Source organism: uncultured Litoreibacter sp., from assembly GCF_947487515.1.
GTDB lineage: Bacteria > Pseudomonadota > Alphaproteobacteria > Rhodobacterales > Rhodobacteraceae > Litoreibacter.
In genome coordinates, this window is the sequence record NZ_CANKWO010000001.1 from 815,738 (window position 1) to 830,234 (window position 14,497).

Annotated in this window: 11 protein-coding genes; 6 read left to right on the forward strand and 5 right to left on the reverse strand. The window is 58.9% G+C overall.

What is annotated here, in order from left to right; translation table 11 throughout:
• Positions 1 to 34 precede the first annotated feature (34 nt).
• Both Q0746_RS04010 and Q0746_RS04015 read left to right on the forward strand, forming a co-directional pair.
• Positions 35 to 2,323: a xanthine dehydrogenase family protein molybdopterin-binding subunit gene (locus tag Q0746_RS04010; protein ID WP_298257435.1), complete on the forward strand. Its 2,289-nt coding sequence runs from the start codon at positions 35 to 37 to the stop codon at positions 2,321 to 2,323.
• Positions 2,324 to 2,591: 268 nt separating this feature from the next.
• Positions 2,592 to 3,686 carry a DUF2235 domain-containing protein gene (locus Q0746_RS04015; protein WP_298257436.1) on the forward strand — a complete coding sequence of 365 codons (1,095 nt, stop codon included), beginning with the start codon at positions 2,592 to 2,594 and terminating at the stop codon, positions 3,684 to 3,686.
• Between the two features lies 1 nt (position 3,687).
• Here Q0746_RS04015 and kynA read toward each other — a convergent pair whose 3' ends face one another.
• Positions 3,688 to 4,530, reverse strand: a complete 843-nt coding sequence (kynA, locus tag Q0746_RS04020; protein WP_298257438.1) for a tryptophan 2,3-dioxygenase — start codon at positions 4,528 to 4,530, stop codon at positions 3,688 to 3,690.
• Between the two features lie 161 nt (positions 4,531 to 4,691).
• Between kynA and Q0746_RS04025 the strand changes: the two genes are divergently transcribed.
• The gene (locus Q0746_RS04025; protein ID WP_298257440.1) at positions 4,692 to 7,772 is read left to right on the forward strand and encodes a valine--tRNA ligase; all 3,081 of its coding nucleotides are present in this window, start codon (positions 4,692 to 4,694) and stop codon (positions 7,770 to 7,772) included.
• A 209-nt stretch (positions 7,773 to 7,981) separates the two neighbouring features.
• Here Q0746_RS04025 and Q0746_RS04030 read toward each other — a convergent pair whose 3' ends face one another.
• Together Q0746_RS04030 and Q0746_RS04035 are read right to left on the reverse strand one after the other, a co-directional pair.
• The gene (locus Q0746_RS04030) at positions 7,982 to 8,749 is read right to left on the reverse strand and encodes a crotonase/enoyl-CoA hydratase family protein (RefSeq protein WP_298257442.1); all 768 of its coding nucleotides are present in this window, start codon (positions 8,747 to 8,749) and stop codon (positions 7,982 to 7,984) included.
• Between the two features lie 38 nt (positions 8,750 to 8,787).
• Positions 8,788 to 8,952, reverse strand: a complete 165-nt coding sequence (locus tag Q0746_RS04035; RefSeq protein ID WP_298257444.1) for a Tat pathway signal protein — start codon at positions 8,950 to 8,952, stop codon at positions 8,788 to 8,790.
• A gap of 79 nt (positions 8,953 to 9,031) precedes the next feature.
• Between Q0746_RS04035 and Q0746_RS04040 the strand changes: the two genes are divergently transcribed.
• Complete coding sequence (locus Q0746_RS04040; RefSeq protein WP_298257446.1) at positions 9,032 to 10,135, forward strand: pyridoxal phosphate-dependent aminotransferase; 1,104 nt, start codon at positions 9,032 to 9,034, stop codon at positions 10,133 to 10,135.
• A 4-nt stretch (positions 10,136 to 10,139) separates the two neighbouring features.
• Here the strand turns inward: Q0746_RS04040 and Q0746_RS04045 are convergent, their stop codons facing one another.
• The gene (locus Q0746_RS04045; protein ID WP_298257447.1) at positions 10,140 to 11,351 is read right to left on the reverse strand and encodes an aminotransferase class V-fold PLP-dependent enzyme; all 1,212 of its coding nucleotides are present in this window, start codon (positions 11,349 to 11,351) and stop codon (positions 10,140 to 10,142) included.
• 84 nt (positions 11,352 to 11,435) lie between these two features.
• Positions 11,436 to 12,146 (reverse strand): TIGR04283 family arsenosugar biosynthesis glycosyltransferase, encoded by a 711-nt coding sequence (locus Q0746_RS04050; RefSeq protein WP_363322731.1) that lies wholly within the window; start codon positions 12,144 to 12,146, stop codon positions 11,436 to 11,438.
• A 40-nt stretch (positions 12,147 to 12,186) separates the two neighbouring features.
• Between Q0746_RS04050 and Q0746_RS04055 the strand changes: the two genes are divergently transcribed.
• Together Q0746_RS04055 and Q0746_RS04060 are read left to right on the forward strand one after the other, a co-directional pair.
• Entirely contained in the window at positions 12,187 to 12,957 is a 771-nt protein-coding gene (locus Q0746_RS04055) for a folate-binding protein (protein WP_298257449.1), read from the forward strand.
• A gap of 140 nt (positions 12,958 to 13,097) precedes the next feature.
• Positions 13,098 to 14,483 (forward strand): DUF3179 domain-containing (seleno)protein, encoded by a 1,386-nt coding sequence (locus tag Q0746_RS04060; RefSeq protein ID WP_298257451.1) that lies wholly within the window; start codon positions 13,098 to 13,100, stop codon positions 14,481 to 14,483.
• Positions 14,484 to 14,497: the final 14 nt, after the last annotated feature.

Below are 14,497 nucleotides of genomic sequence, written 5' to 3' on the forward strand. Positions count from 1 at the left end.
GTCTGAGCTGACCCACACTACGGAGGCCCGCGTCATGACCCTCGCCAATAGCAAATTCGGCACATCCCAACCCGTCAAACGCCGCGAGGACACCCGCTTTTTAACCGGAGACGGTCGCTACCTAGATGACACAACGCCAGATGGGGCGCTGTTTGCCTTCGTGTTTCGCTCCTCCGTGGCCCATGCCGACATCACCGAACTCGACATCAGCGACGCCGAAACCTCCGACGGGGTGCACTTGGTTCTGACGGCAGACAGTTTCGAGGCGGCAGGTGGCGCCAACAAAATGGCCGCGTCGATCAACACCAACCGCGACGGCAGCAAAGGGGCCGCCCCCCTGCGCCCCATCTTGGCAACCGGCCGCGTGCGTTTTGTGGGTGAAGCCATCGCAATGATCGTGGCCGATAGCCTAGAGCAGGCCAAGGACGCCGCCGAGCTGATCGGTTTCGACTACGACGATCTGGACGTGCATATGGACGTCGCAGCCGGTGGCCCCGCGATCCACCCAGAAGCCCCCGATAACGTCGCATATGACTGGGGCATCGGGGATGCGGATAAAACCGAGGCGGCATTCAAGACCGCGGCTTTCACCACCAAAGTCGAGATCGACGACAACCGGATCATCGCCAACTCCATAGAGCCCCGCGGCTGCTGGGCCAGCGTTGAGGATGGCCGTCTACATATGGAATACTCCGGCCAAGGGGTGTGGGGGCTGAAAGGCTCGCTGGCCTCAACCTTGGGCATCGACAAAGAAGACGTACATGTCACCACCCCTGATGTGGGCGGCGGTTTCGGCATGAAGGCTTTTGACTACCCCGAATACTTCATGGTCGCCCTTGCGGCCCGAAAGTTGAACCGCCCCGTTCGCTGGCAGGCCGACCGCACCGAATCCATGCTCACCGATAACGCCGGACGCGATCTGATATCCACCGCCGAACTGGCCTTTGACAAAGACCACAAAATCACCGCCTACCGTGTGAATGCCGTCAGCAACATGGGGGCCTATAACTCCGGCTTTGCACAGTTCATCCAAAGCGATCTGGCGTCCAAGGTTCTGATGGGTGTCTACGACGTGCAGGCGGCCTATTTTTCCAATCAAGGTATCTACACCAATACCACGCAGGTTGATGCCTATCGTGGTGCCGGTCGCCCCGAGGCGATCTATGTCCTCGAGCGCGCGATCGACTATGCCGCACGCGAATTGGGTGTGGATGCGCTGGAATTGCGCCGCAAGAATTTCATCCCAGCGGACCAGTTTCCCTACACATCCGTTACAGGGGAACTTTACGACGTTGGTGATTTCCACAAAGTCCTGAAGCGCACAGAGGTCGAGGCCGATATGGCAGGCTTTGCCGCGCGCAAAGAAGGCTCGGCCCAGAACGGCAAGCTGCGCGGCCTTGGGGTGTGCTACTACATCGAAAGTATCCTCGGCAGCCCAGACGAGACCGCCAACATCGAATTCACCGACACAGGCCGCGTGAACCTGTATGTGGGCACCCAAAGCAACGGTCAGGGTCACGAAACCGTCTACACCCAGATGCTGCATGAATACACCGGCATCGACCCCGACCTGATCGACATCATCCAAGGAGACAGCGACCGCATCGCCACGGGCGGAGGCACCGGTGGGTCACGCTCTGTCACCACGCAAGGCACCGCCAACAAGGCTGTGGCAGACAAAACCATCGAAACCTTTCGCCCCTTCGTTGCAGAACAGCTGGGGGTGCCAGAGGTGGCGTTTGAGGACGGCGCGTTCCGCGCAGAGGGCTCCAACACCGTTATGACACTGATCGAGGCCGCAGACGCAGCCCGCGCCGAGGGCCGCGAAGATTTGCTCAGCATATCAGCCAGCACCACCTTGCCGGGGCGATCCTACCCCAACGGCTGCCATGTGGCTGAGGTTGAAATTGACGCCGACACTGGCGTGACCGAGGTGGTCAAATACACAGTGGTTGACGATTTCGGCGTGTTGATGAACCCGATGATGGCAGAGGGTCAGGTGCATGGTGGCGTCGTGCAAGGCATCGGGCAGGCCATATCGGAACATGTGGTTTATGACGATGACGGCCAGCTTTTGACTGCCACCTTCATGGACTACGGAATGCCGCGCGCCGCGGACATGCCAATGATTGACTTCCATTCTGAGCCCGTACCTTCAACGGCCAATGTGCTTGGGATGAAGGGCTGCGGCGAAGCCGGAACCGTCGGTGCCTTGGCCGCCGTTGCCAATGCGGCGTTGGACGCCATGTGGGAACGTGGTGTGCGCAAGGCTGACATGCCCTTTACGCCCCAACGTGTGTGGCAAATGTTGCGTGACGCCTGAATTTGAAGGGGGATGCTGAATTGACGACTGCAGACAGGTGTCGCTTGAATTTTGCGCGGCGTGACTGAACACTTATGCCGTTCCGCCAGCACCCCCAAAAGGTCATTTGGCTATCTTTAGAGGAATGTAACACCCTCGGAATAATATGTGAGATGGATTGACTGGAAGCCCTGCTACATTCCCATTAGGGTTAATGAGCAGATGAAATGGAGTGAATACAGTGCGTTGGTATAAGGGATTGGCAAGGCTTGGTGGATATGCTCGTCCCATGTCCAACCGCTTAAAGTCTCTTGTTGGTTTCGGTCCGGAACCGCAATCTGTCCATCCGGCGGCGACACGCGGTCCTGTTACGCATGTCATCATCCTTGACGGCACCATGTCCACGCTGGATCGAGGATATGAAACCCACGCTGGCACCACCTTTCGCCTGTTGTCCGAAATGGCCCCAAACAAGGCTATTTCCCTGAAGTACGAGGCGGGCATTCAATGGCGCGGGTGGCGTCGCGCCATCGATGTGATGGCCGGAGTGGGCATAAACCGCCAAATTCGCAACGCCTATGGTTTCATCGCGTCACGTTATCGCCCCGGCGACCGCATATTTTTGTTCGGGTATTCGCGCGGAGCATATGCAGTGCGCAGTCTGGCTGGGGTCATCGACCAAGTGGGATTGCTGCGCGCTGATTGTGCAACGGAGCGCAACGTACGCCAAGCCTATCGCCATTACCGGCGATCCCCGAAATCCGACGCAAGCAAGGCCTTTCGAAAGCAGCATTGCCACGCAGAAGCCAATATCGAAATGATCGGCATATGGGACACAGTGCGCGCCCTCGGGTTTCGCGCGCCGGTTTTATGGCGGTTTTCCCCTGTGGAGCATTCATTTCACAACCACACGCTCGGCTGTTCGGTGAAACACGGCTACCACGCATTGGCGCTCAATGAGACCCGCCGCGTGTTCGAACCGGTTTTGTGGCAGAGCCGCAAGGGGTTTGAAGGCGTGCTGGAGCAAGTTTGGTTCAAAGGCGCGCATGGCGATATTGGCGGGCATTTGATGGGCTATGATGACTCCCGCCCCCTTGCGAATATACCGCTGGTCTGGATGCTGGAGAAAGCCGAGAACTGCGGCCTGCCCCTGCCCGACGGCTGGCAGGCCCGTTTCCCGTGCGACGTCAACGCACCTTCGGTCGGGACATGGCGCCAATGGGGGAAACTGTTTTGGCACCGCCGCGCCCGTGTTGTTGGCCAAGATCCCTCGGAGCGTCTGCATCCAAGTGTCATCAACGGGCCGCAAGCCTTTGTTCCCGCCACCCCCGCACAGATGAAGGCACAAGTCACGCCACTGATGAAGCCCACAGGGCGCAGCTAGGTTACAGCTCCGTTCGGACGCGCCATAGTTCAGGAAACAGCTCCACCTCCAACATGCGCTTGAGGTAACTCACACCTCCGGTCCCCCCAGTGCCGCGTTTGAACCCGATCACCCGCTCAACCGTGGTGACATGGTTAAACCGCCAGCGGCGGAAGTAGTCTTCAAAATCCACCAGCTTTTCAGCCAGTTCATACAGTGCCCAATGCGATTGCGGGTCGCGATATACTGTGGCCCACGCCTCCATTACATCCTCATTGAACTCATGGCTGACGGATATGTCGCGCGCCAAGACCTCGGGCGGCACGGCCAAGCCGCCACGCGCCAGCGCCCTCACGGCTTCGTCGTACAGGGACGGCAACGCCAGTTCCGCCTCGATCCGTTCCATAATGTCGGGGCGATGGGCATGGGGGGCGATCATTGCGGGGTTTCTGTTGCCCACCGCGAATTCAATCAAACGATATTGCCACGACTGAAACCCCGAGGACTGCCCCAAATCGTCGCGAAACGCGGTGTATTCGCTGGGCGTCATCGTGCGTAAAACGTCCCAAGCATTGTTTAGCTGTTCAAAAATCTTGGCCACACGGCTGAGCATTTTGAACGCTGAATGCAGCTGGTCCTCCCGAATGGCATGTCGCGCTGCCGCGATTTCATGCAAGGCCAGCCGCATCCACAACTCGGAGGTTTGATGCTGGATAATAAACAGCATCTCGTCATGGGTGTTCGTCAGACATTCCTGCGCCCCCAATACCATGTCCAGCTTCAGATAGTCATTGTAAGACATGCGACCGTCAAAGCGCATCTGCGCCCCCTCTTGTGACGGGTCGTATCCGCGGCCTTTGGTCATTCACCCTGCTCCTGAATGGTTTTGCATCCGCATGGTATCTTTCTCAAAGTCGCATGCAACCGGCCTCGGTGAAGCTTGCCGCAAGAATTGCCCCGATCTGCCCTTTTCGCCCCCGCTTAGGCGCGGTATGACCCCTGTAACTCCAAAAGGGGACCGATATCATGGCCATGGAAAAGACATTTAACGCAGCAGAGGCCGAAAGCCGCCTCTACGCCGCATGGGAAGCCGCCGGATGCTTCACCGCCGGTGCGAACGCATCGAAGGCTGAGACTTTCAGCATCATGATCCCGCCCCCCAACGTCACCGGCGTTCTGCACATCGGGCATGCCTTCAACAACACGCTGCAGGACATCTTGATCCGCTGGAAACGTATGCAGGGCTATGACACGCTTTGGCAGGCGGGCACGGACCACGCGGGCATCGCGACGCAGATGGTGGTGGAACGCAAGCTGGCCGAATTGGGCGAGCCAAAGCGCACCGAGATGGGGCGCGAAAAGTTCCTTGAAAAGGTCTGGGATTGGAAGGCCCAATCCGGTGGCACTATCGTTGATCAGCTCAAGCGCTTGGGCGCGTCTTGCGATTGGTCCCGCGAGGCCTTCACCATGTCCGGCGCCCCCGGCGCGCCCGAAGGCGAAGAAGGCAACTTCCACGATGCCGTGATCAAGGTCTTCGTTGAGATGTACAACAAGGGCCTGATCTACCGTGGCAAGCGCCTCGTGAACTGGGACCCGCACTTTGAGACCGCGATCTCCGATCTGGAGGTCGAAAACATCGAGACCCCGGGTCACATGTGGCACTTCAAATACCCGCTGGCCGGTGGCGAAACCTATGAATACGTCGAGCGCGACGAGGACGGCAATGAGACCCTGCGCGAGACCCGCGATTACATCTCAATCGCCACCACACGCCCCGAAACCATGCTGGGCGACGGCGCGGTGGCGGTTCACCCGTCGGATGAACGCTACGCCCCAATCGTCGGAAAACTTTGCGAAATTCCGGTCGGCCCGAAAGAGCTGCGCCGCCTGATCCCGATCATCACCGATGAATACCCCGACAAGGACTTCGGCTCAGGTGCGGTGAAAATCACCGGCGCGCATGACTTCAACGACTACCAAGTCGCCAAGCGCGGCGGCATCCCGATGTACAACCTGATGGACACGAAGGCCGCCATGCGCGCCGACGGCAAGCCCTACGCCGAAGAGGCCGCCGTGGCCCAAGCCATCGCCAACGGCGAGCAGGACTTCGACGAAGCGATGATCGCCGCAATGAACATGGTGCCCGAAGCCTACCGCGGCATGGACCGCTTCGAGGCGCGCAAGAAGGTTATCCAAGACATCACCGATGAAGGCCTCGCCGTGATGCATGAGGTCATCCGCAAGGTAAAGGACGAGGACGGCGTTGAAAGCGAGTTCACCGAGATCGTGCCCTACGTCGAGAACAAGCCAATCATGCAGCCTTTCGGCGATCGCTCTAAGGTGGTGATCGAGCCGATGCTGACAGATCAATGGTTCGTGGAGACCGATAAAATCGTCGGCCCCGCGCTGGATGCCGTGCGCAACGGCGACGTCAAAATCATGCCCGAGAGCGGCGAGAAGGTTTACTACAACTGGCTGGATAACATCGAGCCATGGTGCATCTCGCGCCAGCTGTGGTGGGGCCACCAGATTCCGGTTTGGTATGGGCCGGGACTCACATCAATTAATTACGAGGATGAGAAAAATCCCGGTGTCATGGACATTTGGGATTGGGAAAATCCTATAGCCTTCTGTGCATCAACACATGAAGAAGCCCTTGGCCTCGCCGCAGCCGAATATGGGGAGGCTGGGGCATTTGCCTACCTAGTTGCAGATGAAGCCGAGGATTCCCAAGAAGCACGAGAGGCCGAAGCCGATGATGATGGGCAACCAATTCGCTTGTGGCGCGACCCCGATGTCCTAGACACATGGTTCTCCTCCGGCCTCTGGCCCATCGGCACCCTCGGCTGGCCCGAGGACACGGAGGCGCTGCAAAAGTACTTCCCAACCTCCACGCTGATCACCGGCCAAGACATCCTGTTCTTCTGGGTGGCGCGGATGATGATGATGCAATTGGCCGTTGTGGACCAAATCCCCTTCGACACCGTCTACCTTCATGGTCTTGTGCGCGACGCCAAGGGCAAGAAGATGTCGAAATCCACCGGCAACGTCATCGACCCGCTGGAAATCATCAATGAGTACGGCGCCGACGCGCTGCGCTTCACCAACACGGCCATGGCGTCGCTTGGGGGTGTGCTCAAAATCGACATGCAGCGCATCGCGGGCTACCGCAACTTCGGCACCAAATTGTGGAACGCCGTGCGCTTCGCCGAGATGAACGAAGCATACAAAGGGCCCGACACAAAGCCCCTGCAAAGCCAGCCACCGGTGGGCCTCGAGTTCACGGTCAATAAGTGGATCGTAGGCGAAACCGCCAAGGTGCGTATGGACGTCGACGCCGCCCTTGAAGCCTACCGCTTCAACGACGCCGCCGACGCGCTTTACAAGTTCGTGTGGGGCAAGGTTTGCGATTGGTATGTGGAATTCTCCAAGCCGCTTTTGCTCGATGGCACCGACGCCGAGAAGGCCGAGACCCGCGCAACAATGTCATGGGTTCTGGACCAATGCATGATCCTTTTGCACCCGATCATGCCCTTCATCACCGAAGAGCTATGGGGCGAGACCGCCAAACGCGACAACATGCTGGTGCACGAAGATTGGCCCACCTACGGCAATGAACTCATTGACAAAAACGCCGATGCGGAAATGAATTGGGTTATCGCCCTGATCGACGCAGTGCGCTCCGCGCGTGGTGAAATGCACGTCCCCGCAGGCCTCAAAGTCCCATTGGTGCAGGTTGATCTGGGCGACGCGGGCCTCACAGCGCTTGGCAACAACGAAGCGCTGATCCTAAAGCTTGCACGCATCGAGAACGTGTCCGTTGGCGAAGCCCCTAAGGGCTCGGTCACCATTCCCGTGGCCGGCGGAAACTTCGCCCTGCCTCTTGAAGGCATCATCGACGTTGACGAGGAAAAAGCGCGCCTAGAAAAATCTCTAGGAAAACTGGCCAAAGAACTCGGCGGTCTACGAGGTCGTTTGAACAACCCAAAATTCGCCGAGAGCGCCCCCGCCGACGTCGTTGCCGAGGCCCGTGAAAACCTCGCAGCGCGCGAAGACGAGGAAGCAAAGCTCAAAGCCGCACTCGCGCGGCTGGCGGAACTGGACTAGGCACTCATATTTCCATTTGGTCTTAAATACTCAAAACGCCCCGCCTGCATCGGGCAACGGAATTTGAGTATTTTTAACCAAATGGAAACGAGAATCATGTCTCTCTTGAGGTCCGGTACAGGCTGGAGAGCCGATGACCGGACCGGATGGAGATCGCCAAGAGCGACCTTCGGAGCGCGGCTGGGGGCATCCTCAGCCGCCTCTTACATCTATTTCTTGGACAATCCGCGCATAACCGCCGCCATTTGATCAGGCTTGCCGATAAGGGCCGCCTGCTCCGTGGATTCCGCCATCAATATGCTGGTTTTGGTTCCAGTCCGAGCCTCGTCCATCAAACGCTTTGCAGCCCGAATGGCGCTTGGGCTTTGGGCTGCAATTTGAGTGGCCAACTCCATCGCGCGGGCCATCGGATCCTTGTGCACTTCGGTCACCAGGCCCCACTCCAAAGCTTGTTCGGCCTCGACGACTTCGGCGGTGTAAATCAAACGACGCAACACATCATCGCGCAGAACTTGGGGGAATATCGTCATTCCGCCCATATCAGGAACCAAGCCCCACTTCATCTCCATGATCGACAATTTTGCCTTTGGAGACGCGACCCGCATGTCCGCAGCTATCGCCAATTGCATCCCAGCCCCGTAGCACTCGCCATGCAGGGCGGCGATAACGGGAACCTCCAGCTTACGCCACGCAAGAGAGAACTCTTGGAACCGGTTGGTGTCGCCGTGAGTGCGGCGCACAACGACCTCCTCCATGTCCTGCCCAAGCAGGCTGGTTAGGGATGCAACGTCGATACCGGCGCAAAACGCGCGCCCCTCGCCGGCTAAGATGACACAGTTTACGTCAACCGCCTGCAAGGCCTCGGCCGCGGCCAGCACCTGATCCAACATATCCAGCGAAATCGCGTTTAACTTGTCGGGACGGTTCAACGTAACCCGCGCAATACCGTTTGCAATTTCCGTGGTGACCAACTTCATGCTGGAAGCCTAGGCGCAAGAATTGCCTCATTCCAGCGTTATCTGACAACGCGCTCCACCGCTCGCATCATCCCCAGCGCCTTGTCGTAGACAAGTTCCAGTATAACGCGGGGTTTGCGGGCCTGTATTGCAACGGGCACCGCGCGGCTGGCACCGGTGGCAAGAGTTGCGGCCATAAAACCGCGACGCGTTAGCTGTGTCATAGGTTCCTCCGTTCTTTGGTACATGGGGAGCCCCTTCGCCACTTGCAAGCGGGCGCAAAACGCGATCAAACTTCGCCTCATGAAAAGACCACCTCTGACCCCGCTTGCCGATAGCCTTCCTGCCTCTGTCCCCTTTGTGGGGCCCGAAGCCTTGGAGCGCGTGAATGGCGCCGTTTTCAAGGCCCGCCTCGGGGCCAATGAAAGCGTTTTCGGCCCCTCGCCCAAGGCCCTTGCGGCAATGAAAGCCGCCACCAGCGACATCTGGAAATATGGCGACCCCGAAAGCCACGACCTGCGCCACGCCCTAGCCGCCCACCACGGCATTGCCGCAGACAACATCATGGTAGGTGAAGGCATTGATGGCCTTCTGGGGTATCTTGTGCGGCTTTATGTGGCGCAGGGAACCGATGTAGTGACCTCTGAGGGCGCCTACCCGACCTTCAATTATCACGTGGCCGGATTTGGTGGCATATTGCACATGGTACCTTACACCGAGGATCACGAAGATCCGGATGCACTGCTCGCGAAGGTCCATGCCACACAGGCACGGTTGGTCTATTTTGCCAACCCAGACAACCCGATGGGCAGCTGGCACCCCGCAGCAAAGGTGCAGCGCATGATTGATGCTGTGCCGCAAGATTGCCTGCTGATCCTAGACGAAGCCTATATAGAGCTGGCCCCAGATGGCACCGCCCCCGCCTTGGACACCAGCAACCCGAACGTCATCCGAATGCGCACCTTCTCGAAAGGGCACGGCATGGCGGGGGGGCGAGTGGGCTATGCAATTGGCGAAGCCGAGACAATCAGCGCCTTCAACAAAATTCGCAATCATTTCGGCATGTGCCGCGTCTCGCAGGCTGGCGCCTTGGCGGCATTGGAGGATCAAGCCTATCTGGCTGAGGTTCGCACCAAGGTTGCAGCCTCGCGAAACCGCATCGCCGACATTGCGCGCGACAACGGCCTAACCCCCTTACCGTCCGCGACCAATTTTGTCGCCGTTGATTGCGGCAAGGATGGGGAGTACGCCCGCAAGGTTCTGACCGGATTGCTAGACCAAGGCTTGTTCGTGCGGATGCCATTTGTTGCACCGCAAAACCGGACCATTCGTCTCAGCTGCGGATCTGAACAGGATATGGATCTGCTCGCAGCCGCTTTGCCGAAGGCCATCGCCTCTGCCAGCTAGGCCGCTACTGCCCAGCGCACACCGACGCGGCGGCAGCCAAGGCGCCTTCCCCATGAGGAATGCCCAGCGCCTTAAGCCCCGCATCAATCGACCCCAGAGTGCCCAAAAGCATATGCGTGTTCACATGCCCCATATGCCCGATGCGAAAGAACCCATCTGATGCAGGATCATCCGCTGTGGCCATGCCCAGTCCAATTCCAAGCGTGACACCGGCCTGCTCTGTCAGCCAGTTGCGCAGGTCGGTGCCATAGGGCGCACCGATACGCACAGACGTGACCGCGTGGCTCCGTGCGGCAGGATCGTTCATATTGAGCTCCAGCGAGCCACCCTCCCCCCACGCATCACAGGCGGCCCAAACGGCGCGTGCCAGCGTTTCATGGCGGCTCAAAACATTGCTCAGGCCCTCCTCATGCACAATCATATCCAGCGCCACGCGAAGGCCGTAAAGATGATGCGTGGGCGCCGTGCCACACGACATATGGTAGTACATCTCGGGGTTGGCCCTTGGGTGCCAGTCCCAATATCCCGACACGCGTTCCTTGTTCTGGCGGGCGGCCTGAGCCTTGTCATTGAAGAATATGAAACACATCCCCGGAGGGACCATCAGCCCCTTCTGGCAGCCGGTCACCATGACATCGATGCCCCAAGCATCCATCTGCATATCATCGCACCCCAAACAGGCGATGCTATCGACCATCATCAGCGCCGGATGGCCGGCTGCATCCATCGCCGCCCGTATCGCAGGCAAGTCAGACCTGCCAGAGCTGGCCGTATCAGTCTGCACCACCAACACGGCCTTGATCTTGTGATCCGCATCCGCTCGCAAAGCGTCCTCGACGGCCTGCGGATCAATCGGCGCGCGACGGCCGAAATCCAATTGCTCCACAACCAACCCGCGTTTGCGAGCCGTCTCGGCCCAGCCCAGCGAAAATTGCGCCGCCCCCGGCACCAGCACCTTGTCCCCTTCGGACAGCACATTGGCCAATGAGGCCTCCCACGCCGCATGGCCATTGCCAATATACATCGCCACCTGCCCGTTCGTTCTGGCCACGGCCCTTAGATCGGGGATCAACGAATAGGTCATATCAACCAACTCGCCGGTATAGATGTTCGGCGCGGGGCGGTGCATGGCCTGCAACACGCGCTCTGGCATGACGGAAGGACCGGGAATCGCCAGCGTGTGACGACCATGGGACAGATTGGTGGAATTGGACATGTTCACGGGCCTTTTGAAATCGCTTGCCTCAAGAGGTAGAGCCGCCAGTCTGGCCCGTCAATTCGCGATCCGTGGCCTTGGCGATCAACCTTTGTGATAGCGCGCCGCAAGCGCTTCGGGGTCGGCCCCGAAGCTATAGCGGGTCAATGTCGCGAAGTTGCGAAGACTTTGCCGCAGCCAGCCGTTTTTCTCGTAGCGCTCTGCGCCCGTTGCCACATGGGTGTCCAGCAGGCGAATGCGGCCCTTCAGGGCGCGCGCCAACGCCACATCTTCCATCAACGGCTGATCAGGGTAGCCGCCGCAATAGTCATAAAGCGCCCGCGACATGATCAGGCCTTGGTCTCCGTAAGGAAGGTTCAGCCCGATGCTGCGCATATTTGCCCAAGACGCCACCAGCCGCGGCGCAATCCCCTTCGCGCGAAACGACAGCCGGAAGGCTGCGGCTAGGTTTGGATGCTCGGCGCGGTGAATGGCGGCGGCGCCGACCCAGTCAGGAGCAAGATGCGTATCGGCATGCAAAAACAGCAGCCACTCGCCCTTTGCTGCCTTGGCCCCGCGATGCAGCTGCCCCCCGCGTCCTTTAGGGCCATCAACAATCACCGCCCCCGCCTCTTCGGCAATCATGAGCGTGTCATCCGTGCTGCCCCCGTCCGAGATGATCAACTCGCGGATCATCCCCATCTCCAGCCCCGGCAACAAAGCGTTCACGGTGGCCGGCAGCTCGGCGGCCGCATTTAGGGTTGGGATCACGATGGAAAACGGTGCAGACATATCGGGGCTGTTATAGCCGTGCATGCCTCCTATATAACAGAGCAAAGAACGCAAGAGGGATCAAATGTCAGACGCCGCACGTATGTTGATCGAAGTCACCGGCAGCGACCGCGTGGATTTTTTGCAGGGTCTCGTCACGAATGACTTGGAAAATTTGTCAGACGGGCTGGTCTATGCGGCGCTTTTGACCCCACAGGGAAAATTTCAGGTCGACTTTTTCTTGGTGCCTTGGGGGGATTCAATCCTGATCGACGTGGCCGCCGAATATGGCGAGGCCTTGATGCGCCGCCTGACCTTTTACAAACTGCGCGCCGATGTGAAGCTGGCGCAGCTTGACGCAGATGTCACCCGCGGCCTGGGCGACATCCCCAACGGAGCGTTCATAGACCCGCGCCACAAGGCTATGGGGTGGCGCGGATATGGGGCCGGATTTGCCTTTGACGCGCAAACAGACGTGGATTGGGATTCCATTCGCGTCGCCCATTGCATCCCCGAAATTGGCATCGAATTGATCCCCGATGACAGCTTCATCTTGGAAATGGGGTTCGAACAACTGGGCGGTGTCGATTTTCGCAAGGGCTGCTATGTCGGCCAAGAGGTCACCGCCCGCATGAAACACAAAACGACGCTGCGCAAAGGGTTGGCCTTGGTGGACATTAAGGGCGAGGCCCCCGTTGGTACCCCGATCGACGCGCATAACAAGGCCGTTGGCACCCTTTACACCCAATCCGGTGGCCGAGCGATTGCCTATCTGCGCTTTGACCGCGCGACCGAAGGGATGACAGCCGGTGACGCGCGGGTTGACTACCTACGCGGTGAATCCCCCGCCGAGTAACGCATGCCCCGCGATCACCTTTCGCTAAAGCGAACGTGATTTGCCGATTGGCAGGTTGAGACCGCATTCTGGCCGCGCAACTGGCCGGACTAAGGTCGCAGCACTGCAATGCGCTATCGGACATGACACATGGGGGAATTATGAAACTGGCATTTGGCAAGCTTATGCGCGCGCTTTTGGCCGCGCCGCTACTCACTTTGACGGCATTTGGGGCGCATGAGGCCGACGCCCAAAGCACGGGGTCGTTGCCCTCCTATGTCACCGAAGAATTTGGAACCCCTCCAAAAATTCCAAAGGGTGGCCTGTCGCGCAATTTGCGAAACGCCGTGAAAACCGCATTCATAGACAGCACAGAGAACACCAATTGGGGGGCGAAGCAATCCGCGGCCTTGGCGACCATTCGCGCCTCAAAGGATCCACGTTTGGCGTGGATCATCAGCGACATGATGCGCTTTGCCGCTGGCCCCAGCATGAGCGCAGAGCTTACCGACGCCGCCGCCTTTTTGTTGGGAATCAAAACGCCGCAACAAAACACTTGGGGCGTGGTCACGGATCATCTTATCGCGTGGGACATTCCCGCGCCGCCAAATTACCTCAAGGCGAAACGCGCCATCTTCACCAGCGTGATACCGGGTTGGGGCAAGATTTTCGTGAAGGGCGACATTGACTGGCGCTTCGTCTCTTGGGGGGGCGTCTTGATCGACAACCGCCCCTATAATCGCACGGATGAGGTCTGCAACTGCATCCCCGCGGCCGACAACCCAAAGGTCAGCAGCGCGAAGGATGCCAAATGGCTCAGAAACAGTGACATCGTGTTTGGCATTGAGGTCAACGGAGCGTACCGCGCCTACCCCCGCCGCATCATGGAGGTGCGCGAAATGGTCAACGACACGCTGGGCGGGCGCGACTTGGGCATTCCTTACTGCACCCTGTGCGGTGCAGCGCAGGCCTATTATACCGACAACCTTCCCGGTCGTATCAAACGTCCCGTGTTGCGCACATCTGGGCTTTTGATCCGCTCCAACAAGGTGATGTATGACATCACCTCCAATTCGGTTTTTGACACGTTTCTTGGCGAGGCGGTTACCGGCCCCTTGGCGCGGCGCAACATCAAGTTGGAGCAAGTCAGCGTCATCACCACAGATTGGGGGACATGGAAGCGCGAGCACCCCGAAACCACGGTATTGGTGGAATCCCTTGCCCTTGGGCGTAACTTCGATTTTCGCAACAACCGCGATGCCAATGGCCCAATCTTCCCTGTGGGGGATGTTGATCCCCGCCTGCCTGTTCATGAGGACATCATCGGTGTCGTGACCGCGTCAGGCAAACCGGTGGCCTTTCAACGCTCCAAGGCATTGGTGGCCCTAAAGCGCGGACAAAAGATCGAGGTCGAAAACATCCGCCTCAAACTGGACGCCGGTGGCATCAAAGCCGTGGACGCGAAAGGGAAGGATTTGGGCAGCCATCAGGCCTTCTGGTTTGCGTGGTCTCAGTTTCACCCCAGCACCCGCCTATGGCGTGGGTAGCAGGCGTGGCGGCT

What these genes read in the sequence shown, in the direction of transcription:
- Q0746_RS04010 (WP_298257435.1), top strand. Translation starts at nt 35, where the DNA reads ATGACCCTCGCCAATAGCAAATTCGGCACATCCCAACCCGTCAAACGC.
- Q0746_RS04015 (WP_298257436.1), top strand. Translation starts at nt 2,592, where the DNA reads ATGTCCAACCGCTTAAAGTCTCTTGTTGGTTTCGGTCCGGAACCGCAA.
- kynA (WP_298257438.1), bottom strand. Translation starts at nt 4,530, where the DNA reads ATGACCAAAGGCCGCGGATACGACCCGTCACAAGAGGGGGCGCAGATG.
- Q0746_RS04025 (WP_298257440.1), top strand. Translation starts at nt 4,692, where the DNA reads ATGGCCATGGAAAAGACATTTAACGCAGCAGAGGCCGAAAGCCGCCTC.
- Q0746_RS04030 (WP_298257442.1), bottom strand. Translation starts at nt 8,749, where the DNA reads ATGAAGTTGGTCACCACGGAAATTGCAAACGGTATTGCGCGGGTTACG.
- Q0746_RS04035 (WP_298257444.1), bottom strand. Translation starts at nt 8,952, where the DNA reads ATGACACAGCTAACGCGTCGCGGTTTTATGGCCGCAACTCTTGCCACC.
- Q0746_RS04040 (WP_298257446.1), top strand. Translation starts at nt 9,032, where the DNA reads ATGAAAAGACCACCTCTGACCCCGCTTGCCGATAGCCTTCCTGCCTCT.
- Q0746_RS04045 (WP_298257447.1), bottom strand. Translation starts at nt 11,351, where the DNA reads ATGTCCAATTCCACCAATCTGTCCCATGGTCGTCACACGCTGGCGATT.
- Q0746_RS04050 (WP_363322731.1), bottom strand. Translation starts at nt 12,146, where the DNA reads ATGCACGGCTATAACAGCCCCGATATGTCTGCACCGTTTTCCATCGTG.
- Q0746_RS04055 (WP_298257449.1), top strand. Translation starts at nt 12,187, where the DNA reads ATGTCAGACGCCGCACGTATGTTGATCGAAGTCACCGGCAGCGACCGC.
- Q0746_RS04060 (WP_298257451.1), top strand. Translation starts at nt 13,098, where the DNA reads ATGAAACTGGCATTTGGCAAGCTTATGCGCGCGCTTTTGGCCGCGCCG.